This window comes from Mesobacillus jeotgali (assembly GCF_014856545.2).
Taxonomy (GTDB): Bacteria; Bacillota; Bacilli; order Bacillales; family Cytobacillaceae; genus Mesobacillus.
Genome location: NZ_CP109811.1, coordinates 94,223 through 118,051 on the forward strand (window position 1 = coordinate 94,223; position 23,829 = coordinate 118,051).

Genomic DNA, 23,829 nt, shown 5'->3' on the forward strand with positions numbered 1-23,829 from the left:
ATACGTTTGTTTGTGTAAAATAATAAAAGTATCCACCAAACATAATCAGGATTACATAATAAATCAATTATATATATTGGAGTGAAAGCGATATGAGTCATGAAGAATTGAATGACCAGCTCAGAGTCAGAAGAGACAAAATGAGTTCATTGCGTGAAAAGGGCATGGATCCTTTCGGTAAAAGATTTGAACGCACCCATCTTACTGATGAGCTGATTAGCGAATACGGTGAATTAGAAAAAGAAGAGATTGAAGCAAAGAATGTATCGGTCAAAATAGCTGGACGGATCATGACAAAGCGCGGAAAAGGAAAAGCAGGCTTCGCACATATCCAGGACCTGAATGGCCAGATCCAGATTTATGTCCGCCAGGATGCAGTCGGTGAAGAACAATATGAAGTATTTGATTCTGCTGACCTCGGTGACATTATCGGTGTCGAAGGAACACTTTTCAAAACTAAGGTTGGCGAGCTTTCAATCAAAGCACAAGACTTTGTGTTCTTGACGAAGGCGCTTCGCCCGCTGCCTGAGAAGTTCCACGGGCTGAAGGATGTCGAGCAGCGATATCGCCAGCGTTATCTTGACCTGATAACCAGCAATGACAGCAAAACAACTTTCATCAACCGCAGCCGCATCATCCAGTCTATGCGCCGCTATCTGGATGGACAAGGATACCTAGAAGTAGAAACGCCATTAATGCACTCCATTGCCGGCGGAGCTTCAGCTCGTCCATTCATCACGCATCATAATGCGCTCGATATGCAGCTATACATGCGAATCGCAATCGAGCTTCACTTGAAGCGCCTGATCGTCGGCGGCCTTGAAAAAGTATATGAAATCGGCCGTGTATTCCGTAATGAAGGCGTATCGACAAGACATAACCCGGAATTCACGATGCTGGAGCTTTATGAAGCATATGCTGACTGGAGAGACATCATGTCCCTTACTGAGAACATGGTAGCGTACATCGCTCAGGATGTTCTTGGAACAACAACTATTCAGTATGGCGAATATGAGATCGATCTTAAGCCAGAGTGGAAAAGAGTCCACATGGTAGATGCGATCAAGGAACATACAGGAGTGGACTTCTGGCCGCAAATGAGCACAGAAGGAGCTCGTGCGCTTGCGAAAGAGCATGGAGTGGAAATCACTGAACATATGCAGTATGGCCACATCGTCAATGAATTCTTCGAGCAAAAAGTAGAAGAGCACCTGATCCAGCCAACATTCATTTACGGGCATCCAGTTGATATTTCTCCTTTGGCTAAAAAGAATGACGAAGACTCACGCTTCACAGACCGCTTCGAATTGTTCATCGTTGCCAGGGAACATGCGAACGCATTTACCGAGCTTAATGATCCGATCGATCAAAGAGAGCGTTTTGAAGCACAGCTAAAAGAAAAAGAACAAGGTAATGATGAAGCACACGAAATGGACGATGATTTCATCGAAGCATTGGAATACGGTATGCCTCCAACAGGCGGACTTGGAATCGGGATCGACCGACTCGTTATGCTCCTGACTAATTCACCATCCATCAGGGACGTACTATTATTCCCGTTGATGCGTCACCGTTAATAGATAGAAGAAAAGGCAAACGGCGCAGGCAGTTTGCCTTTTCTTTTTTTAAGCTATATTTGGTTTGCTGTCACGCTAAAACAAGTAGACTTTCAGAGAAAGATTTGACCACAGAAATATGAATTGTCTTTCTTTTAATTCGATGAATAAAAATAGCAAAAAGATATTGCTATTGCAGAATAAAGGTGCTATATTTATATCTGTTGCTACGAGCTACTTAGTTAGCAACAAAGAAATTAAAAAAACTTATTGACATCGGGTTTTGAACCTGATAATATATAAGAGTTGCTTCTTACGGAGCAGCAAACAAATTGCTCTTTGAAAACTAAACAAACAAGCGTCAACAAACAATAAATGATCATGTTTCTTCTATAAGAACATGAGCCAACGTTTTAACTTATGAGCTAACTCATAACTCTTTTTTGGAGAGTTTGATCCTGGCTCAGGACGAACGCTGGCGGCGTGCCTAATACATGCAAGTCGAGCGGATCTTCATTAGCTTGCTTTTGAAGATCAGCGGCGGACGGGTGAGTAACACGTGGGCAACCTGCCTGTAAGACTGGGATAACTTCGGGAAACCGGAGCTAATACCGGATAATCCTTTCCCTCACATGAGGGAAAGCTGAAAGACGGTTTCGGCTGTCACTTACAGATGGGCCCGCGGCGCATTAGCTAGTTGGTGAGGTAACGGCTCACCAAGGCAACGATGCGTAGCCGACCTGAGAGGGTGATCGGCCACACTGGGACTGAGACACGGCCCAGACTCCTACGGGAGGCAGCAGTAGGGAATCTTCCGCAATGGACGAAAGTCTGACGGAGCAACGCCGCGTGAACGATGAAGGCTTTCGGGTCGTAAAGTTCTGTTGTTAGGGAAGAACAAGTACCGGAGTAACTGCCGGTACCTTGACGGTACCTAACCAGAAAGCCACGGCTAACTACGTGCCAGCAGCCGCGGTAATACGTAGGTGGCAAGCGTTGTCCGGAATTATTGGGCGTAAAGCGCGCGCAGGCGGTTCCTTAAGTCTGATGTGAAAGCCCCCGGCTCAACCGGGGAGGGTCATTGGAAACTGGGGAACTTGAGTGCAGAAGAGGAGAGCGGAATTCCACGTGTAGCGGTGAAATGCGTAGAGATGTGGAGGAACACCAGTGGCGAAGGCGGCTCTCTGGTCTGTAACTGACGCTGAGGCGCGAAAGCGTGGGGAGCGAACAGGATTAGATACCCTGGTAGTCCACGCCGTAAACGATGAGTGCTAAGTGTTAGAGGGTTTCCGCCCTTTAGTGCTGCAGCAAACGCATTAAGCACTCCGCCTGGGGAGTACGGCCGCAAGGCTGAAACTCAAAGGAATTGACGGGGGCCCGCACAAGCGGTGGAGCATGTGGTTTAATTCGAAGCAACGCGAAGAACCTTACCAGGTCTTGACATCCTCTGACAACCCTAGAGATAGGGCGTTCCCCTTCGGGGGACAGAGTGACAGGTGGTGCATGGTTGTCGTCAGCTCGTGTCGTGAGATGTTGGGTTAAGTCCCGCAACGAGCGCAACCCTTGATCTTAGTTGCCAGCATTCAGTTGGGCACTCTAAGGTGACTGCCGGTGACAAACCGGAGGAAGGTGGGGATGACGTCAAATCATCATGCCCCTTATGACCTGGGCTACACACGTGCTACAATGGATGGAACAAAGGGCCGCAAAACCGCGAGGTCGAGCCAATCCCATAAATCCATTCTCAGTTCGGATTGCAGGCTGCAACTCGCCTGCATGAAGCCGGAATCGCTAGTAATCGCGGATCAGCATGCCGCGGTGAATACGTTCCCGGGCCTTGTACACACCGCCCGTCACACCACGAGAGTTTGTAACACCCGAAGTCGGTGGGGTAACCTTTTGGAGCCAGCCGCCTAAGGTGGGACAGATGATTGGGGTGAAGTCGTAACAAGGTAGCCGTATCGGAAGGTGCGGCTGGATCACCTCCTTTCTAAGGATATTGCCGTAATGGCAATCGGAATGCGAATCTTTCGATTCGTACTGTGGATGTAATCCACATAGTTGTACGCTTGTTTGTTTAGTTTTGAGGGAGCAATTCTCTCAAAGCTTTTTTGTTCCTTGAAAACTAGATAATCGTAAGTAAGAAGAACCAAGAAAAAACCGAGTGATCGCCATTTTAGTTTTTCTCTCTATTTAATAGAGAAATGACCTTTTAGGTTAAGTTAGAAAGGGCGCACGGTGGATGCCTTGGCACTAGGAGCCGATGAAGGACGGGACTAACACCGATATGCTTCGGGGAGCTGTAAGTAAGCTTTGATCCGGAGATTTCCGAATGGGGAAACCCACTGTTCGTAATGGAACAGTATCTTTGCCTGAATACATAGGGCATTGAAGGCAGACCCGGGGAACTGAAACATCTAAGTACCCGGAGGAAGAGAAAGCAAACGCGATTCCCTGAGTAGCGGCGAGCGAAACGGGACATAGCCCAAACCAAGAGGCTTGCCTCTTGGGGTTGTAGGACACTCAACATGGAGTTACAAAGGAACGGGGTAGATGAAGTGGTCTGGAAAGGCCCGTCAGAGAAGGTAAAAACCCTGTAGTTGAAACTTCGTTCCCTCCTGAGTGGATCCTGAGTACGGCGGGACACGAGAAATCCCGTCGGAAGCTGGGAGGACCATCTCCCAAGGCTAAATACTCCCTAGTGACCGATAGTGAACCAGTACCGTGAGGGAAAGGTGAAAAGCACCCCGGAAGGGGAGTGAAAGAGATCCTGAAACCGTGTGCCTACAAGTAGTCAGAGCCCGTTCATGGGTGATGGCGTGCCTTTTGTAGAATGAACCGGCGAGTTACGATTACATGCAAGGTTAAGTTGATGAGACGGAGCCGCAGCGAAAGCGAGTCTGAATAGGGCGAATGAGTATGTGGTCGTAGACCCGAAACCAGGTGATCTACCCATGTCCAGGGTGAAGGTTGGGTAACACCAACTGGAGGCCCGAACCCACGCACGTTGAAAAGTGCGGGGATGAGGTGTGGGTAGCGGAGAAATTCCAATCGAACTTGGAGATAGCTGGTTCTCTCCGAAATAGCTTTAGGGCTAGCCTCACGTTGTAAGAGTCTTGGAGGTAGAGCACTGTTTGGACTAGGGGCCCTCATCGGGTTACCGAATTCAGACAAACTCCGAATGCCAAAGACTTATCCGTGGGAGTCAGACTGCGAGTGATAAGATCCGTAGTCAAAAGGGAAACAGCCCAGACCACCAGCTAAGGTCCCAAAGTATACGTTAAGTGGAAAAGGATGTGGAGTTGCTTAGACAACCAGGATGTTGGCTTAGAAGCAGCCACCATTTAAAGAGTGCGTAATAGCTCACTGGTCGAGTGACTCTGCGCCGAAAATGTACCGGGGCTAAACGTATCACCGAAGCTGTGGATTGACATCTTAGATGTCAGTGGTAGGAGAGCGTTCTAAGGGCGTTGAAGTCAGACCGTAAGGACTGGTGGAGCGCTTAGAAGTGAGAATGCCGGTATGAGTAGCGAAAGATGGGTGAGAATCCCATCCACCGAATGCCTAAGGTTTCCTGAGGAAGGCTCGTCCTCTCAGGGTTAGTCGGGACCTAAGCCGAGGCCGAAAGGCGTAGGCGATGGACAACAGGTTGATATTCCTGTACCACCTCTTTATCGTTTGAGCAATGGGGGGACGCAGGAGGATAGGGTAAGCGCGCTGTTGGATATGCGCGTCTAAGCAGTTAGGCTGCAAGTGAGGCAAATCCCGCTTGCGTGAAGGCTGAGCTGTGACAGCGAGGGAAATATAGTACCGAAGTTCCTGATTCCACACTGCCAAGAAAAGCCTCTAGCGAGATAAAAGGTGCCCGTACCGCAAACCGACACAGGTAGGCGAGGAGAGAATCCTAAGGTGAGCGAGAGAACTCTCGTTAAGGAACTCGGCAAAATGACCCCGTAACTTCGGGAGAAGGGGTGCTCATTTGGGTGAATAGCCCGGATGAGCCGCAGTGAATAGGCCCAGGCGACTGTTTAGCAAAAACACAGGTCTCTGCGAAGCCGCAAGGCGAAGTATAGGGGCTGACGCCTGCCCGGTGCTGGAAGGTTAAGAGGAGGGGTTAGCTCACGCGAAGCTCTGAATCGAAGCCCCAGTAAACGGCGGCCGTAACTATAACGGTCCTAAGGTAGCGAAATTCCTTGTCGGGTAAGTTCCGACCCGCACGAAAGGCGTAACGATCTGGGCACTGTCTCAACGAGAGACTCGGTGAAATTATAGTACCTGTGAAGATGCAGGTTACCCGCGACAGGACGGAAAGACCCCGTGGAGCTTTACTGTAGCCTGATATTGAATTTTGGTACAGCTTGTACAGGATAGGTAGGAGCCTGAGAAACCGGAGCGCCAGCTTCGGTGGAGGCGTCGGTGGGATACTACCCTGGCTGTATTGAAATTCTAACCCACGCCCCTGATCGGGGCGGGAGACAGTGTCAGGTGGGCAGTTTGACTGGGGCGGTCGCCTCCTAAAGAGTAACGGAGGCGCCCAAAGGTTCCCTCAGAATGGTTGGAAATCATTCGCAGAGTGTAAAGGCACAAGGGAGCTTGACTGCGAGACCTACAAGTCGAGCAGGGACGAAAGTCGGGCTTAGTGATCCGGTGGTTCCGCATGGAAGGGCCATCGCTCAACGGATAAAAGCTACCCCGGGGATAACAGGCTTATCTCCCCCAAGAGTCCACATCGACGGGGAGGTTTGGCACCTCGATGTCGGCTCATCGCATCCTGGGGCTGTAGTCGGTCCCAAGGGTTGGGCTGTTCGCCCATTAAAGCGGTACGCGAGCTGGGTTCAGAACGTCGTGAGACAGTTCGGTCCCTATCCGTCGTGGGCGCAGGAAATTTGAGAGGAGCTGTCCTTAGTACGAGAGGACCGGGATGGACGCACCGCTGGTGTACCAGTTGTCTTGCCAAAGGCATCGCTGGGTAGCTATGTGCGGACGGGATAAGTGCTGAAAGCATCTAAGCATGAAGCCCCCCTCAAGATGAGATTTCCCATAGCGCAAGCTAGTAAGAACCCTGAAAGATGATCAGGTTGATAGGTCAGAGGTGGAAGCGCGGTGACGTGTGGAGCTGACTGATACTAATCGTTCGAGGACTTAACCAAATTGATTACTCGTTCTTCTTGAATTCTTCTTACACATTATCTAGTTTTGAGGGAATAAAACCTCAAACCAAATAGTCTGGTGGCGATGGCGAGAAGGTCACACCCGTTCCCATACCGAACACGGAAGTTAAGCTTCTCAGCGCCGATGGTAGTTGGGGGTTTCCCCCTGTGAGAGTAGGACGCCGCCGGGCACACGAAAGAACAGCTGTAATGGCTGTTCTTTTTTTGTATGCGAATTTATAAAAGGTGTTGGAAATGTAGCAGCAACTGATTATATTTGGCCTGACTTCGGACAAGTTTGCAGGTAATAAATGAAAAGATGTTTGAATCAGATGCAACTTCAGACAGGTTTGGAGGAAAAGATCGTAAAGTTGTCTGAACTTGGTGCAACTTCAGACAGGTTTGGAGGAAAAGATCGTAAAGTTGTCTGCACTTGGTGCAACTTCAGACAGGTTTAGTGAAAAAGCACAAAAAGTTGTCTGAACCAGAGCCAACTTCAGACAGGTTTGGAGGAAAAGATGGTAAATTTGTCTGAACTTGGTGCGACTTCAGACAGGTTTGGAGGAAAAGCACAAAAAGTTGTCTGAACCAGAGCCAACTTCAGACAGGTTTGGTGGAAAAGATCGAAAAGCTGTCTGAACCTGAGCCAACTTCAGACAGGTTTGGAGGAAAAAGACGAAAAGTTGTCTGAATCCGAGCCAACTTTAGACAGGTTTGGTGGATAAAGACGAAAAGTTGTCTGAACCAGAGCCAACTTCGGACAGGTTTAGTGGAAAAGCACAAAAAGTTGTCTGAACCAGAGCCAACTTCAGACAGGTTTGGAGGAAAAGATCGTAAAGTTGTCTGAACTTGGTGCAACTTCAGACAGGTTTAGTGAAAAAGCACAAAAAGTTGTCTGAACCTGAGCCAACTTCAGACAGGTTTGGTGGAAAAGATTGAAAAGTTGTCTGAACCTGAGCCAACTTCAGACAGGTTTGGAGGAAAAGATTGAAAAGTTGTCTGAACCTGAGCCAACTTCAGACAGGTTTGGAGGAAAAGTACAAAAAGTTGTCTGAACTTGATCCAACTTCGGACAGGTTTGGTGGAAAAGCACAAAAAGTTGTCTGAACCCGAGCCAACTTCGGACAGGTTTAGTGGAAAAGTACAAAAAGTTGTCTGAACCAGAGCCAACTTCAGACAGGTTTGGAGGAAAAGACGAAAAGTTGTCTGAACCCGAGCCAACTTCGGACAGGTTTAGTGGAAAAGTACAAAAAGTTGTCTGAACCCGAGCCAACTTCAGACAGGTTTGGAGGAAAAAGCCGAAAAGTTGTCTGAACCCGAGCCTACTTCGGACAGGTTTGGAGGAAAAAGCCGAAAAGTTGTCTGAACCCGAGCCAACTTCAGACAGGTTTGGTGGAAAAGATCGAAAAGCTGTCTGAACATAAGCGAACTTCGAACAAATAGTTGCTTGTTGCCTCTAAACTCCTAGTGCGTTGATCCAAGCAGGATTAACGCATTTTTTGTGGAATTTATTTAACAATCAGCACGCCTTACTTATCTTCCTAGTTACTCTATGATCATTATGAATATCTAGCTATGTAATTTTTATAGTGTAATTACGACAACAGAATATTGCTTTATACAACTACTTACGAAGTCTACAAAGATTAATTTTAGAAACTTGCAATGCTTAAACAGCAAGGCTAATAGGAGGCTTTAAATGATTAAGCAATTGAATATTTGGTCATTCATCTTTTCAACAATCTGGGTTTTACTATTTTTTATAGTTTCTTCCACAGGGCCTATTGAATACACGATATTAGGCACCCAACCATACGTTCTGCTTTTATATGTAACCCTGCTGACCTTTGTAACGGGGCTTTTAGGAATGGCAGGTATGAGAAATTGGAAGGGCATGGCCAGAAGTTTTTCGACAATCACCCTGACTTTAGGATTATCCGTGTTTTTAACGATCATTATCTTTTTTGGCCATTTATTAAGTTAGTGGATCGCACTTATACAGGCACAGGTCAGTTCCCCAAAAAATAAAATATACCAGCCATTTCTTATATACAATCACCGTAAAAGAGCTTATATACACTAGACATTATTGTTGGTCACATAGCCAATCTAACCAAATAACCACCGACTCCTTCTCAGAAAATCTAAACCTTAACAAATTTTTAATCGATGTGCCTGGATACAAGTTTCCACATGTTGCAAAATGGGTATAATAACCATCACACCCCTTATTGTCATCTTTTGGCATACATAATTTTGACGAAAATAATTCAGGATGCATTCATTGCATCGAAAAAAAGTTTTTTGTATAATTAAAGTCAAATATAGTCAAAGTCAGAATGGGGGAGGTTTAGTGAGGAATATATCGGACATCATAGAACATTACCTTAAACAGGTTTTAGAAATGAGCGATAAGGACATCGTTGAAATCAAGCGAAGTGAAATCGCCGATAAATTTCAGTGCGTGCCGTCCCAGATCAATTATGTCATCAATACAAGGTTCACGATTGAAAGAGGCTATCTTGTTGAGAGCAAACGGGGTGGCGGCGGCTACATCCGGATCATCAAAGTCCAGGCTTATGATCATGCACATTTGATTGATGATTTACTGTCTTTGATACAGACACGAATTTCGCAAAGCAGCGCTGAGCATGTCATCTTCCGTCTTGTGGAGGAAGATGTAGTCACTGACCGTGAGGCAAAAATCATGCTGAGTGTGCTCGACAGGTCCGTCCTGTATATAGAGCTGCCGCAGCGTGACGAGCTGCGTGCGAGAATGTTGAAAGCCATGCTGATGGCATTGAAATACAAATAATATCAAAGCAGATAAAGAGGTGAGGGCATGATCTGCCAAGAGTGTAATCAAAGGCCGGCAACGCTGCACTTCACGAATTATTCAAATGGAGAAAAAACGGAATTGCACTTGTGTGAAATATGCGCACAAGAAAAAGGCGAATTGTTTATGATGAACAACGGCCCTGCTTTTTCGATCAATAGCTTGCTTGCCGGATTGTTGAATATGGAACCTGCTTTTCCTGAACAGAAAAAGAATGCCTTTGATGCTGAGCAAGTGGCCCAGTGTCCACAATGTTCAATGACATTTCCGCAGTTTGTGAAAGTCGGCAGATTTGGCTGTGCGACTTGCTATGATGCTTTTCGTGAACAGTTAACTCCGATTGTAAGGAGGCTCCATAGTGGTAATTCAATGCATAATGGGAAAATCCCTAAAAGAGTCGGCGGCGACCTTCATGTAAGGAAGACAATCGATCAGCTGAAGCAAACTCTGAAAAACTTGATTTCAGCTGAGGAATTTGAGCAGGCTGCTGAGACAAGGGACCAGATCAGGGAACTTGAAAGGAAATTGTCAGCAGGTCAAGAGGGAGGGGAGTAGCCTTGTCATTGGAGAAGTTTATCAATCAGGCTGTCAGCTCCTGGATGAGTGATGATGGTCCTGATTCAGATATCGTCCTTAGCTCTCGCATCCGCTTTGCAAGGAACCTTGATGAATATAATTTTCCGACATTATTCACCAATGGTGAGGCAGAAGCAGTGACAGGTACGATCATGGAACGTGCCAGCAATACTTCGACAGCTGCTTTTGGTCAGTTGGAAATGATTAAAATGGATGAGATTCCGCCTTTGCAGAAAAGGGTGCTGGTCGAGAAGCATTTGATCAGTCCGAATCTGGCAGAAAACTCCGTTCATGGTGCCGTCCTGTTATCTGAAAATGAAGAAGTCAGTATCATGATCAATGAGGAAGACCATATCAGGATTCAATGTTTATTCCCAGGCTTTCAGCTAGGTGAAGCCCTCAAGGCTGCCAATGAAATCGATGACTGGCTTGAGGAATATGTCAACTATGCGTTTGATGAGAATTTCGGCTATTTAACCAGCTGTCCTACGAATGTGGGTACTGGCCTGAGGGCATCGGTGATGATGCACCTGCCTGGCTTAGTTTTGACACAGCAAATGAACCGGATCGTCCCAGCGATTAACCAGCTTGGTTTGGTGGTAAGAGGTATTTACGGCGAGGGCAGTGAAGCACTCGGCAATATTTTTCAAATATCGAACCAAATCACGCTCGGGAAATCGGAAGAGGACATCGTAGACGATTTAAAAAGTGTCGTAAGCCAGATTATATCTCAGGAAAGGTCAGCGCGGGAAGCATTAGCGAAGACTTCTAACATACAATTAGAAGACAGAGTGTTTCGGTCATATGGAACACTTGCAAACAGCAGGATCATCGAAACGAAGGAAGCTGCCCGCTGCCTATCAGATTTAAGGCTTGGTATAGATATGGGTTTTATAAAAAATATATCCAAATCGATTTTGAATGAATTGATGATATTAACTCAGCCCGGGTTTTTACAGCAATATGCGGGAGGACCATTAAGACCGAATGAACGGGATATCCGCAGGGCTGCTTTAATAAGAGAACGTTTGAAAATGGAAACAAAAGATGAGTCAGGAGGATGATCTTATGATGTTTGGACGATTTACCGAGAGAGCACAAAAAGTATTGGCACTCGCACAGGAAGAGGCCATTCGCCTTGGACATAACAATATCGGCACAGAACACATCTTACTTGGCCTGGTGCGTGAAGGTGAGGGCATCGCGGCAAAGGCGCTTTATGGACTTGGTCTAGGAGCGGAGAAAATCCAGAAGGAAGTTGAGAACCTGATTGGCCGCGGCCAGGAAACTTCCCAGACAATCCACTATACGCCAAGAGCTAAGAAGGTCATCGAACTTTCAATGGATGAGGCAAGGAAGCTGGGCCACTCCTATGTTGGAACAGAACATATCCTGCTTGGATTGATCCGTGAGGGAGAGGGTGTGGCTGCAAGAGTGCTGAACAATCTGGGTGTCAGCCTGAACAAGGCACGCCAGCAGGTTCTTCAGCTGCTTGGAAGCAATGAAACTTCAGGACATCAGGGTGGCGGAACGGCTAATGCCAATACGCCGACACTGGATAGCCTTGCTAGGGACTTAACAGCAATCGCGAGGGAAGGCAGCCTTGATCCGGTCATCGGCCGTGCTAAGGAAATTCAGCGTGTCATTGAAGTGTTAAGCCGCCGGACGAAGAACAACCCTGTATTGATCGGTGAGCCAGGCGTTGGTAAAACAGCGATTGCGGAAGGGCTGGCACAGCAAATCGTCAATAACGAGGTACCGGAAATCCTTCGTGACAAGCGTGTCATGACTCTTGATATGGGAACAGTTGTTGCAGGAACCAAGTACCGCGGTGAATTTGAGGACCGCCTGAAGAAGGTCATGGATGAAATTCGCCAGGCAGGAAATATCATTCTTTTCATCGATGAGCTTCACACACTGATCGGTGCTGGCGGAGCGGAAGGAGCGATTGACGCTTCCAATATCCTGAAGCCGTCACTTGCACGCGGTGAGCTGCAATGTATCGGTGCCACCACCCTGGATGAGTACCGCAAATACATCGAAAAAGATGCTGCACTTGAACGACGCTTCCAGCCGATCACTGTTGATGAGCCAACGGCTGAGGAGTCAGTACAAATTTTGAAGGGTCTTCGTGACCGCTATGAAGCTCACCACAGAGTATCGATTACGGATGAGGCAATTGAAGCGGCTGTAAAATTATCGGACCGCTACATCTCTGACCGATTCCTTCCGGATAAAGCAATTGACTTAATTGATGAAGCAGGTTCGAAGGTTCGTCTGCGTTCCTATACAACTCCTCCTAACCTTAAGGAGCTTGAGGTGAAGCTGGAGGAAGTACGCAAGGAGAAGGATGCTTCTGTACAAAGCCAGGAGTTTGAAAAGGCTGCTTCTTTAAGAGATACAGAACAGCGTCTTCGTGAACAGCTTGAAAATACGAAGAAGTCATGGAAAGAAAAGCAGGGCAAGGAAAACAGTGAAGTGACAGTGGAAGACATCGCCCATGTGGTGTCCAGCTGGACGAATATCCCTGTTTCCAAGCTAGCGCAGACTGAGACAGATAAGCTCCTGAACCTGGAGGAAATCCTTCACTCCCGTGTCATCGGCCAGGATGAAGCCGTTAAAGCCGTTTCCAAGGCCGTCAGACGCGCGCGTGCAGGCTTGAAGGATCCTAAACGTCCAATTGGTTCATTTATTTTCCTTGGGCCAACAGGTGTCGGTAAAACAGAATTGGCGAGAGCCCTGGCAGAATCCATGTTCGGTGATGAAGATGCGATGATCCGCGTCGATATGTCAGAGTACATGGAAAAGCATTCGACATCACGACTTGTCGGTTCACCTCCAGGCTATGTCGGATATGATGAAGGCGGCCAATTGACTGAGAAGGTACGCAGAAAGCCATACTCGGTCATCCTGCTTGATGAAATTGAAAAAGCGCATCCAGATGTGTTCAACATCCTGCTCCAGGTACTCGAGGATGGCCGTTTGACGGACTCCAAGGGCCGGACAGTCGACTTCCGCAATACCATCATGATCCTGACATCCAATGTCGGAGCAGAAGCGTTAAAGCGGAATAAATATGTCGGCTTTAATATCCAGGATGGCGAACAGGATTACAAAGATATGAAGGGCAAAGTAATGGAAGAGCTGAAAAAGGCATTCCGTCCTGAATTCCTTAACCGTATCGATGAAATCATCGTCTTCCATGCGCTCGAAAAGCCGCATTTGAAAGAAATCGTTACGTTGATGTCCGACCAGCTTGTGAAGCGCCTGAAAGAACAGGAAATCACGCTAGAGCTGACAGACGCGGCAAAAGAGAAGATTTCCGAGGAAGGCTACGATCCGGAATACGGCGCACGTCCATTGCGCAGGGCAATCCAGAAGCATATCGAAGACCAGCTGTCTGAAGAATTGCTGAGAGGAACTGTCCTCACTGGGCAAAATGTCGTCATAGATGTTGAAAATGGCGAATTTGTTGTCAAGGCTCCAGAAGGAACGGCAAAAGCTTAAAATGGCTTAACATGTAAACAAAAGGGGTATACGTACAAAATACGTGTACCCCTTTTTTTAAAAGCTCTTTCCTGATCTTATTGAACCTCCCAAGCTTATCGTTGCAAGACGGGTATTATCCTTTCTGAAAAAATAGTTGGAATTGCACCATCTGGATATGAACATAATTTAAGTAGACAATGTTGGACAGTCTTTATGAAAAAAATACATACCTGCTTCAGTCGCTATCATTTCTTTTATTACTTGTTTGGCTTTATTATAAAGATACAAACTTTTTTTAATTGAGAGGCTAAGAAAATGGCAAAAAGAAAAACAAAATTCATGTGCCAGGAATGTGGCTATGAATCTCCGAAATGGATGGGGAAATGTCCGGGATGCGGGCAATGGAATAAGATGGTCGAGGAAGTGGAAAGCACTGGCTCGACAAGAAGAGGAGCTTTTGCCAATACAGGTAATACGAGTGTAGCTGCAAAGGCAACCCCAATTACCAGTATTGAAACAATCAGCGAGCCGCGGATTACGACAGATTTGAATGAGTTGAACCGTGTTCTTGGCGGCGGGGTAGTCAGAGGGTCGCTTGTGCTGATAGGCGGGGATCCTGGTATCGGCAAATCGACGTTATTGCTTCAGGTATCTTACCAGCTGGCCAAGAAGGCGCATTCCGTCCTGTATATTTCAGGTGAGGAGTCGATGAGGCAAACGAAGCTCCGCGCGGACCGGCTTGGTGTAACATCGGATAACCTGCTTGTTTATTCGGAAACCAACCTCCATGAAATCAGCCTGACAATTGAAAACAGCAGTCCAGATTTTGTCATTGTTGACTCGATCCAAACTATTTTCCACCCTGAAGTGACCTCCGCGCCAGGGAGTGTATCCCAGGTAAGGGAATGTACAGCTGAGTTAATGAGGATTGCAAAAACAAAGGGAATTGCGATTTTTATTGTTGGCCATGTCACGAAGGAAGGCTCGATCGCCGGACCAAGATTGTTGGAGCATATGGTTGATACAGTTCTATATTTCGAAGGTGAGAGACACCACACTTACAGAATTCTTCGGGCTGTCAAAAACCGTTTCGGGTCTACGAATGAAATGGGTATTTTTGAGATGAAGGAAGTAGGTCTTGAAGAAGTGGCAAACCCATCGGAAATATTTTTAGAGGAAAGATCCCAGGGAGCTTCGGGTTCAACGGTCGTGGCTTCGATGGAAGGAACGAGACCTGTACTGGTTGAAATCCAGGCGCTGATCTCGCCTACTAGCTTTGGGAATCCAAGGCGCATGGCTACCGGAATCGACCATAACCGCGTTTCGCTTCTTATGGCGGTGCTTGAGAAACGTGTCGGGTTGCTGCTCGCTAACCAGGATGCTTATTTGAAGGTCGCCGGCGGAGTGAAGCTGGATGAACCGGCAATCGACCTAGCGGTGGCAGTCAGCATTGCCTCTAGCTTCAGGGATAAACCAACACGTGCTTCTGATTGTATCATTGGCGAGGTGGGGCTGACTGGGGAAGTCAGGAGGGTCTCGAGGATTGAACAGCGTGTCCAGGAAGCGGCGAAGCTTGGCTTTGAAAGAATTATTTTACCGGAGAATAACCTTGGCGGATGGACTCCTCCACGGGGAGTTGAGCTTATCGGGGTATCATCTGTCAGCCACGCATTAAAAGTCACCTTGGGAGGTTGATGGATTGGAACATAAAGAGCTAGAGGAAAAAGAGTTGGGTGAAATCCTTCAATTCATCTCTCCAGGTACACCTCTAAGGGATGGTATCGATAATGTGCTCCGGGCCAAGACAGGCGGATTGATTGTGTTTGGATACAATGAAAAAGTTAAAAACCTGGTTGATGGCGGCTTTGAAATCAATTGCCGGTTCAGTCCCAGCTACCTTTATGAACTGGCGAAGATGGATGGCGCAATTATTCTAAATGAGACTGGCAGCAAGATCCTATTCGCCAACGCCCAGTTAGCGCCGGATACGGGAGTACCCTCGACTGAGACAGGGATGAGGCACAGGACAGCGGAGCGTGTGGCAAGGCAAACAAGAGCACTTGTCATCGCAATATCCCAGCGAAGGAATGTCATTACTCTGTACCAGGGAAACCTTCGCTATGCATTGAAGGAAATCGGCGTCATCTTAACAAAGGCGAACCAGGCCATCCAGACGCTGGAAAAGTATAAAGTCGTGCTTGAACAAAGCATTACCAATCTGGGAATTCTCGAATTTGAGGATCTTGTCACCTATAATGATTTGCTGCAGGTGATCCATCGTTTTGAGATGGTGCTTAGGATCAAGACGGAGCTTTTTACTTATTTAAGTGAACTTGGGCAGGAAGGCCGGCTGATCCGCCTGCAAATGCAGGAGCTTTTATTTGAAATGGAAAGAGAAGCACTGCTTGTCATCAAAGATTATTCAGCAGAACCGGAAGTGAAGGCAGATGTTGTGATGGCCCGTTTCCAGGAGCTTTCAAAGGCAGGAGTCATTGAAGACTCTACCATCCTCAAGCTTCTTGGTCATCAGGGATACGTGCATATGGATGAATTCATCTGTCCTAGAGGGTACCGAATGCTGAATAAGATTCCGCGGCTGCCGATGATCATTACTGAGAATTTGATCAAACGTTTCGGCAAATTTACCAATATGATTGCTGCTTCCGTTGAAGAATTGGATGATGTAGAGGGCATCGGCGAAGTAAGAGCCCGGAAAATCAAAGAAGGCTTTAAACTCATCAGGGACCAGCTGATGGCGGACCGCCAAATGTAATCCCAAACATTGGCGGCCTGCTTTTAATTGACACCCACATGCCCCGGTGCTACTTTAAAGATGAGATTTACTCCTATAGGGATTATGGCAATCTTGCTGTATTAAAATAATAATTGTGCAAATTACGTAACCTTTACCATGGTTAAATCGTATAATCATTTGAGTCTTTATTTTAGAAGCAGCCCTATTTTAAGAAAATGTTTGATTACTAGGGTTTCAAAATTTGGAAGTTGTTTATAATGATTAAAAGGAGGTGAAAGGATGTTAAGACGTATCATTCAAGCCTGCTTCCTGATCATTGGGGGAACGCTTGGTATATTCTTAATTCCTGATTTATTAGCATTAATGAACGCGGGAGACATGACTCTCATCAATAATCCTTATGTTACTGCTGTTTTAGGCGCACTTATTTTTTATCTTCTTACTTTTTGGGCCGTTGATCCTGTGACTAATTTTGTGAAGTGGGCTGAAGAGTCGCTGATCAAGGCACCAATAACGGATGTCTTGTTCGGAAGTGTAGGCCTTTTCTTTGGGTTGCTCGTGGCATTTTTAGTAGGATTTGCTCTTAATGCAATCCAGGTTCCTGTTGTGAATACAGTGGCACCGACACTACTGACACTTTTATTTGGTTATCTTGGATTCCAGGTCGGATTCAAAAAGCGAGATGAACTGCTTGGCTTATTTTCAAGGTCAAAGAAAAAGGGCACTGAAGAAGAAGTGGAAAAAGAAAGCCGTGCAAGAGAGTGGAAGATTCTCGACACAAGCGTGATTATTGATGGCAGAGTTGCGGATATCTGCCAGACAGGGTTTCTTGAGGGCACAATTGTCATACCACAGTTTGTCCTGGAAGAGTTACAGCATATCGCTGATTCATCCGATGTGTTGAAGCGCAATCGCGGGCGCCGCGGATTGGACATCCTTAACCGTATTCAAAAGGAACTTAAGATTAAGGTTGAGATTTATGAAGGTGATTTTGACGATATCCAGGAAGTCGACAGCAAGCTTGTAAAGCTGGCAAAGCTGACAAATGGGGTTGTCGTCACGAATGATTTTAACTTGAACAAAGTATGTGAATTGCAAAAGGTTGCCGTGCTGAATATCAATGATCTGGCCAATGCAGTAAAACCAGTTGTCCTTCCTGGAGAAGAGTTGAGCATCCAGGTCATCAAGGATGGCAAGGAACATAATCAAGGCATTGCGTACCTGGATGACGGCACCATGATCGTGGTCGAAGAAGGCCGCGATTATATCGGAAAGCGTATCGATGTTCTTGTGACAAGTGTGCTGCAAACATCTGCTGGCAGGATGATTTTCGCAAAGCCGAAGCAGTTGGAAAAAAGTATAATCAGTTGATCCATCCCTCGATGGACCAAGCCTTTATGGGCAGTTGATTCCCGCTTCCTTCATTGATTCATTGAAGGCGTGAAGCAGGGCCTCGACTGCCCGTTTATATGTTAAAGTGGTATTGGTAATTTTGTTTTTTTATCAAGGAATGAGAGCAGAAAAAAGATTGGAGTTTTCATCATGCCTTATCAGGTTATAATTCCGGCTGCAGGCCAGGGAAAGAGGATGGGAGCAGGGAAAAATAAGCTGCTGCTTACTTTGGATGGTGTCCCAATCCTGATCCATACATTAAGGGTGTTTGAAGCAGATGCTGAATGCTCCGGCATCATTCTTGCCATCAGCCCGAGTGATGAGCAACAGTTCAAGTCTTTATTGAAAGAGTATGGTATACATAAGGTATCTTCACTGGTTGCTGGAGGAAAGGAACGCCAGGACAGTGTGTATAACGGGCTGAGGACGGTCCATTCCCTGGATGGGATCGTGCTCGTCCATGACGCAGCCCGCCCATTCATAAAAACAGAAATAATTCACAAACTTGTGGAGGCCGCAAGCAAGGATGGCGGGGCAATCGTGGCTGTTCCTGTTAAAGATACCATCAAGAAAGCGGAGAACAGCATGGTATCCGAAACAGTTGAACGTTCAAGCTTGTGGGCAGTCCAGACCCCCCAGGCATTCCGAGCATCCGTATTGCTTGAGGCGCATAACAAGGCAATAAGAGAGCAATTCATCGGTACAGATGAATCAAGCCTTGTCGAACGGATTCCGCATCGTGTCAGCATCATCGAAGGGGACTATGATAATATTAAGCTGACAACACCAGAAGATTTATATTTTGCACAAGCGATCCTGCGCAAGCGAAAAGAATCGAGTGTTTGAAAATAGATATAGACAGCCTAATTTTAAAAGGAGTTATTCATTATGTTTCGTATAGGACAAGGTTTTGATGTACATCAATTGACGGAGGGCAGGCCGCTGATCATTGGCGGAATCACGATTCCATATGAAAAAGGGCTTCTTGGCCACTCGGACGCTGATGTGCTTTTACATACAGTGGCTGATGCATGTCTTGGGGCAATCGGCGAAGGGGACATCGGCAGACATTTCCCGGACACTGATCCTGAATTCAAGGACGCTGATTCAGCCAAATTGCTTGAACATGTTTGGAAGATTGTTAAAGGTAAAGGGTACGAGCTTGTAAACATAGACTGTACGATCATCGCGCAGCAGCCTAAAATGGCACCGCATATCGAAGCGATGCGCGAAAGGATTGCAGGATTATTGGAAGGCACCCCTGACCAGGTGAATGTCAAGGCGACGACGACAGAAAAGCTCGGTTTCCCGGGACGGGGAGAAGGCATCGCCGCACAGGCGGTCGTTTTATTAAAAGAAACTCAGAAATAATAAGGTACTTCCGCTTTTATATTTGAAAATGATACAATAATGGACAGCTATATTAGAGGAGGATTCACTATGTCATCAGATATCCGGGTGCGTTACGCGCCGAGCCCGACTGGACATTTACATATCGGGAATGCCCGTACAGCCCTATTCAACTATCTATTCGCACGAAACAGAGGCGGAAAGTTCATCATCCGCATCGAAGATACAGATAAAAAACGCAATATCGAAGGCGGGGAACAAAGCCAGCTGAAGTATCTTAAATGGCTTGGAATCGACTGGGATGAGAGCGTCGATGTTGGCGGCGAATTTGGACCTTACCGCCAATCTGAGCGAAACCATATTTATGAGCAATACAATCAGGAGCTTCTGGAAAAAGGCCATGCCTATAAGTGCTACTGCACAGAGGAAGAGCTGGAAGCTGAGCGCGAGGAGCAGGCTGCACGCAACGAGACTCCTCATTATTCAGGACGCTGCCGCAACCTTACAGCTGAACAGAAGGAACAGTTTGAAAAAGAAGGACGCCAGCCGAGCCTTCGCTTCAAGGTGCCTGCAGGAAAGATCCTCAAGTTCGATGATATGGTAAAAGGCGACGTCAGCTTTGAATCAGACGGGATGGGTGACTTTGTTATCGTCAAGAAAGATGGCACACCAACCTATAACTATGCGGTTGTCGTCGATGACCATTTGATGAAGATTTCCCACGTTCTTCGCGGTGATGACCATATTTCCAATACGCCGAAGCAGCTTGTGATTTATGAAGCGCTTGGCTGGGAGCCTCCGGTGTTTGGCCATATGACATTAATCGTCAACGAAAGCCGCAAGAAGCTGAGCAAGCGTGACGAATCGATCATCCAGTTTATCGAGCAGTATGAAGAGCTCGGTTATCTGCCAGAAGCATTGTTCAACTTTATCACGCTGCTTGGATGGTCTCCAGCAGGTGAAGAGGAGATTTACTCAAAGAACGAATTCATTGAAATTTTCGATCCGGCAAGACTTTCAAAATCTCCTGCGCTATTTGACCAGCAGAAGCTTGCATGGATGAACAACCAATATATGAAAAAGGCTGATCTGGACCGTGTTGTCGAGCTGGCGCTGCCACACCTTGTCAAGGCTGGAAAAGTCAGTGAGAACCGTACAGAGGAAGAAGATGCCTGGGTTCGCGGCCTTATTTCCCTGTATCATGATAAGATGAGCTTCGGAGCGGAAATCGTCGAGATGTCTGATTTATTCTTCCGCGATGAGGTAAACTATGATGAAGATGCAAAAGAGGTTCTTGCAGGCGAGCAGGTTCCAGAAGTGCTGAATGCATTCCTTGCAGAGATCGAAAAGCTTGAAGAGTTCAAGGCGGATTCAATCAAGGCAGCGGTCAAAGCAGTACAAAAAGGAACAGGCCATAAAGGGCAGAAGCTTTTCATGCCAGTCCGCGCAGCTGCGACAGGCCAGACACATGGTCCGGACCTGATGCTTGCAATGGAACTGATCGGCAAAGAAAAAGTAAAGGAAAGAGTCCAGAAGCTTTTGGGCTAATAACTTTTCTAAGCTGTTTTAGTTAACAGAATTTCAAAAATGTAATATAGTAAGAGTAATTCTATATAACCAAAGTGTTGAAGAGGAAAAGTAGAAAGATGACGCTTATTAGAGAGAACCATCACCGGCTGAAAGTGGTTCAGGCCTCTCATTTTTTGAAATGCGCCTCGGAGTCCCTGTGCAAAAAGGCAAATTGCCTGAGTAGTACCGGGCGGGTCCTCCCGTTAACAGGTTCAAGTTGAGGCTATTGCTTGTTCAAAGGCGGCCTAAACAGAGTGGAACCGCGCATACAAGCGTCTCTGTCGTATACGACAGGGGCGCTTTTTTATATGTGTACTGGCAAGCAAGCTGGATAATGTGAATTTTAAAAATGAGGCAAAGCCACATAAACGAGGATTATATGCCTGAAAAGGCCGGAGCCGCATGGTTAGGGTCAGATAAATACACTATAGCCAGATGTCGGCTTTAAAGGTGCTCACTAATGAGCAAAAACCATAATAAATTTTAAAAGAAGGAGGATTTCACCATGTTTAAGATGATGAAGGAAGACATAGATGTTGTTTTTGATCAGGATCCTTCTGCCAGGAGTGTGCTGGAAGTGGTTTTGACATACGCAGGCCTGCATGCGATATGGTCCCATCGTTTGGCGCATGCTTTCTATAAGCGGAAGTTTTACTTTATCGCAAGGGCCATTTCGCAGATCAGCCGTTTTTTCACGGGGGTAGAAATCCATCCGGGAGCTAAGATTGGCAGACGTTTTTTCATCGACCATGGGATGGGGGTCGTCATTGGTGAAACGTGTGAGATCGGAGATAATGTGACCGTATTCCAGGGAGTGACCCTGGGCGGTACTGGCAAGGAAAAGGGCAAACGCCATCCGACTGTTAATGACAATGCTCTGATTGCGACCGGCGCGAAGGTTTTAGGTTCGATTACGATTGGGGAGAATTCTAAAGTGGGTGCTGGATCCGTTGTCCTGAAGGATGTGCCGCCGAACTCCACAGTTGTGGGCATTCCCGGCAAAATCGTCATCCAGGACGGCGTCAGGGTCAAAAAGGATTTCAATCATCGCGATTTGCCGGATCCGGTAGGGGATCGATGCAAGGAAATCGAGATGCAATTGGTTAAATTGAAAAAAGAACTTGATTTAGTCAGATTACAAGAAGAACTGGAAGCTGCGAAGCAAGGAAGGGGCATGGAAAATGGCAATTAAAATTTATAATACACTCACTCGAAACAAGGAAGAGTTTATCCCTTTAGAAGAGGGAAAAGTGAAAATGTATGTATGCGGTCCTACCGTCTATAATTATATTCACATTGGAAATGCCCGCCCGGCTATCGTTTTCGATACGGTCCGCCGCTATCTTGAGTTCCGCGGCTATGATGTACAATATGTTTCGAACTTTACCGATGTCGACGACAAACTGATCAAAGCAGCGAATGAACTTGGAGAAGACGTACCGACAATCGCTCAACGATTCATCGACGCTTATTTCGAGGATGTCCACGCATTGGGCTGCAAGAAAGCCGATGCACATCCACGGGTAACGGAAACGATGGATTTGATTATCGACTTTATCAGCGCGTTGATTGAAAAAGGCTTTGCCTATGAATCAGGCGGAGACGTGTACTACCGCACGAGGGAATTTAAAGAATACGGCAAGCTTTCACATCAATCCATTGAAGAGCTAAAGGTTGGAGCGAGGATCCAGGTTGGGGAAAAGAAACAGGATGCGCTTGACTTTGTGCTTTGGAAATCGGCTAAAGAAGGTGAGATTTCCTGGGATAGTCCTTGGGGCAAAGGCCGTCCAGGCTGGCATATTGAGTGCTCGGCGATGGCCCGCGAATACCTTGGAGATACGATCGATATCCATGCAGGAGGCCAGGATCTGGCATTCCCGCACCATGAAAATGAAATCGCCCAGTCAGAGGCATTAACAGGAAAGACGTTTGCCCGCTACTGGATGCATAATGGATATATCAATATTGATAATGAAAAGATGTCTAAGTCACTTGGCAATTTCGTGACGGTTCATGACATCATTAAGCAGGTTGATCCACAGATTTTAAGATTTTTCATGATTTCTGTCCATTACCGGAATCCAATCAACTACAGCCAGGAGCTGCTTGAAAAGACACAGGCCGCTTTCGAACGCCTGAAGACATCTTACCAAAATCTGAAGCACCGTATGGGAGCGAGCGCGAATCTTACCGATAACAACCAAGAATGGTTGGGTAAAATCGCCGGTCTTCGCGAGCAGTTCATCAATGATATGGATGATGACTTCAATACCGCAAACGGCGTATCAACCTTGTTTGAACTTTCTAAGCTTTCTAATCTGTACTTGATGGAGAAAAATACTTCCGAGGAAGTCATCCAAGCATTCATGAATGAATTCGAAACCTTGTTTGATGTACTTGGCCTGTCACTGAAGGATGAAGAGCTGCTTGATGAGGAGATCGAGGCGCTGATTGAAAAAAGAACACAGGCCCGCAAGGAAAGGAACTTCCAGCTTGCCGATGAAATCCGTGACCAGTTAAAGGAAATGAACATCATCATCGAGGACACTCCTCAGGGCATCAGATGGAAAAGAGGCTAAATGATGCTGCATTACGAACAAAAAATAGATGAAAAACAATTGAATAGCCTTGCGCTTGCTTATATGGGTGATGCCGTTTATGAACTGTATGTCCGGCATCACCTGCTGCAAAGCGGCAAGGTCCGGCCAAACAAGCTGCATAAAGAAGCAACTGCTTATGTGTCGGCGAAGTCGCAAGCGAAATACCTTCATAAGCTGATGGAGATGGACATGCTATCCGAAGCGGAGATCACGATTGTAAAAAGGGGCCGGAATGCGAAGTCAGGATCTGTCCCGAAAAACACCGATGTTCAAACATACCGTTACAGCACAGCCTTTGAGGCACTGATCGGTTATTTGTATCTGGCAGGTAATGAGAAACGGATAGAGGAACTGATTACCACAGTATTTGCACTTGCTGAAGAATAGATGGGAGGAAAGATTCCAGATGAGCCAGAAACAGCAACATAAACAGAGCCGGAACAATAGGCAAAAACCAGTTGATGACAATAAGCGGAAACCAGTGCGGAACAAGGCGCAAAGACAGGACGAAAAGCCAAATAATCGTCCAGCGAGAGGCAAGGACCAGAAACACGAA

At 46.6% G+C, this 23,829-nt stretch carries 15 protein-coding genes and 3 rRNA genes; all 18 read left to right on the top strand.

Annotated elements, in window-relative coordinates:
* The first annotated feature begins 92 nt into the window (after positions 1–92).
* The 18 genes from lysS to FOF60_RS00570 all read left to right on the top strand — a co-directional run bounded on the left by lysS (position 93) and on the right by FOF60_RS00570 (position 23,660).
* On the top strand, positions 93–1,577 hold the full coding sequence (gene lysS / locus FOF60_RS00485; protein WP_192473380.1) for a lysine--tRNA ligase: 1,485 nt from the start codon (positions 93–95) through the stop codon (positions 1,575–1,577).
* A 419-nt stretch (positions 1,578–1,996) separates the two neighbouring features.
* Positions 1,997–3,546, top strand: a 16S ribosomal RNA gene (locus FOF60_RS00490).
* Positions 3,547–3,771: 225 nt separating this feature from the next.
* Positions 3,772–6,706, top strand: a 23S ribosomal RNA gene (locus FOF60_RS00495).
* Between the two features lie 75 nt (positions 6,707–6,781).
* Positions 6,782–6,897: ribosomal RNA gene (gene rrf / locus FOF60_RS00500) — 5S ribosomal RNA — on the top strand.
* Together the 16S, 23S and 5S rRNA genes form the textbook arrangement of a ribosomal RNA operon.
* A 1,508-nt stretch (positions 6,898–8,405) precedes the next feature.
* A complete protein-coding gene (locus FOF60_RS00505; protein ID WP_192472804.1) occupies positions 8,406–8,690 on the top strand; it encodes a hypothetical protein in 285 nt (94 codons plus the stop codon).
* Positions 8,691–9,059: 369 nt separating this feature from the next.
* The gene (locus FOF60_RS00510; RefSeq protein WP_167834072.1) at positions 9,060–9,521 is read left to right on the top strand and encodes a CtsR family transcriptional regulator; all 462 of its coding nucleotides are present in this window, start codon (positions 9,060–9,062) and stop codon (positions 9,519–9,521) included.
* Between the two features lie 27 nt (positions 9,522–9,548).
* Positions 9,549–10,097, top strand: a complete 549-nt coding sequence (locus tag FOF60_RS00515; protein WP_192472803.1) for a protein-arginine kinase activator protein McsA — start codon at positions 9,549–9,551, stop codon at positions 10,095–10,097.
* 2 nt (positions 10,098–10,099) lie between these two features.
* On the top strand, positions 10,100–11,182 hold the full coding sequence (locus tag FOF60_RS00520) for a protein-arginine kinase McsB (RefSeq protein WP_192472802.1): 1,083 nt from the start codon (positions 10,100–10,102) through the stop codon (positions 11,180–11,182).
* A 4-nt stretch (positions 11,183–11,186) separates the two neighbouring features.
* Positions 11,187–13,625 carry an ATP-dependent protease ATP-binding subunit ClpC gene (gene clpC, locus FOF60_RS00525; RefSeq protein WP_192472801.1) on the top strand — a complete coding sequence of 813 codons (2,439 nt, stop codon included), beginning with the start codon at positions 11,187–11,189 and terminating at the stop codon, positions 13,623–13,625.
* Between the two features lie 297 nt (positions 13,626–13,922).
* The gene (gene radA / locus FOF60_RS00530; RefSeq protein WP_192472800.1) at positions 13,923–15,302 is read left to right on the top strand and encodes a DNA repair protein RadA; all 1,380 of its coding nucleotides are present in this window, start codon (positions 13,923–13,925) and stop codon (positions 15,300–15,302) included.
* 4 nt (positions 15,303–15,306) lie between these two features.
* Positions 15,307–16,380 (top strand): DNA integrity scanning diadenylate cyclase DisA, encoded by a 1,074-nt coding sequence (disA, locus tag FOF60_RS00535; protein WP_192472799.1) that lies wholly within the window; start codon positions 15,307–15,309, stop codon positions 16,378–16,380.
* A gap of 261 nt (positions 16,381–16,641) precedes the next feature.
* Positions 16,642–17,733, top strand: coding sequence for a PIN/TRAM domain-containing protein (locus FOF60_RS00540; protein ID WP_192472798.1), 1,092 nt, complete (start codon positions 16,642–16,644; stop codon positions 17,731–17,733).
* A gap of 171 nt (positions 17,734–17,904) precedes the next feature.
* A complete protein-coding gene (gene ispD / locus FOF60_RS00545) occupies positions 17,905–18,600 on the top strand; it encodes a 2-C-methyl-D-erythritol 4-phosphate cytidylyltransferase (protein WP_192472797.1) in 696 nt (231 codons plus the stop codon).
* Positions 18,601–18,642: 42 nt separating this feature from the next.
* Complete coding sequence (ispF, locus tag FOF60_RS00550) at positions 18,643–19,125, top strand: 2-C-methyl-D-erythritol 2,4-cyclodiphosphate synthase (RefSeq protein ID WP_192472796.1); 483 nt, start codon at positions 18,643–18,645, stop codon at positions 19,123–19,125.
* A 69-nt stretch (positions 19,126–19,194) separates the two neighbouring features.
* Positions 19,195–20,652: a glutamate--tRNA ligase gene (gene gltX / locus FOF60_RS00555; RefSeq protein ID WP_192472795.1), complete on the top strand. Its 1,458-nt coding sequence runs from the start codon at positions 19,195–19,197 to the stop codon at positions 20,650–20,652.
* A 526-nt stretch (positions 20,653–21,178) separates the two neighbouring features.
* Positions 21,179–21,865, top strand: a complete 687-nt coding sequence (gene cysE / locus FOF60_RS00560; protein ID WP_192472794.1) for a serine O-acetyltransferase — start codon at positions 21,179–21,181, stop codon at positions 21,863–21,865.
* Complete coding sequence (cysS, locus tag FOF60_RS00565) at positions 21,855–23,252, top strand: cysteine--tRNA ligase (RefSeq protein ID WP_192472793.1); 1,398 nt, start codon at positions 21,855–21,857, stop codon at positions 23,250–23,252. The genes cysE and cysS overlap by 11 nt, the downstream gene beginning before the upstream one ends.
* A gap of 3 nt (positions 23,253–23,255) precedes the next feature.
* On the top strand, positions 23,256–23,660 hold the full coding sequence (locus FOF60_RS00570; protein ID WP_192472808.1) for a Mini-ribonuclease 3: 405 nt from the start codon (positions 23,256–23,258) through the stop codon (positions 23,658–23,660).
* Positions 23,661–23,829 lie beyond the last annotated feature (169 nt).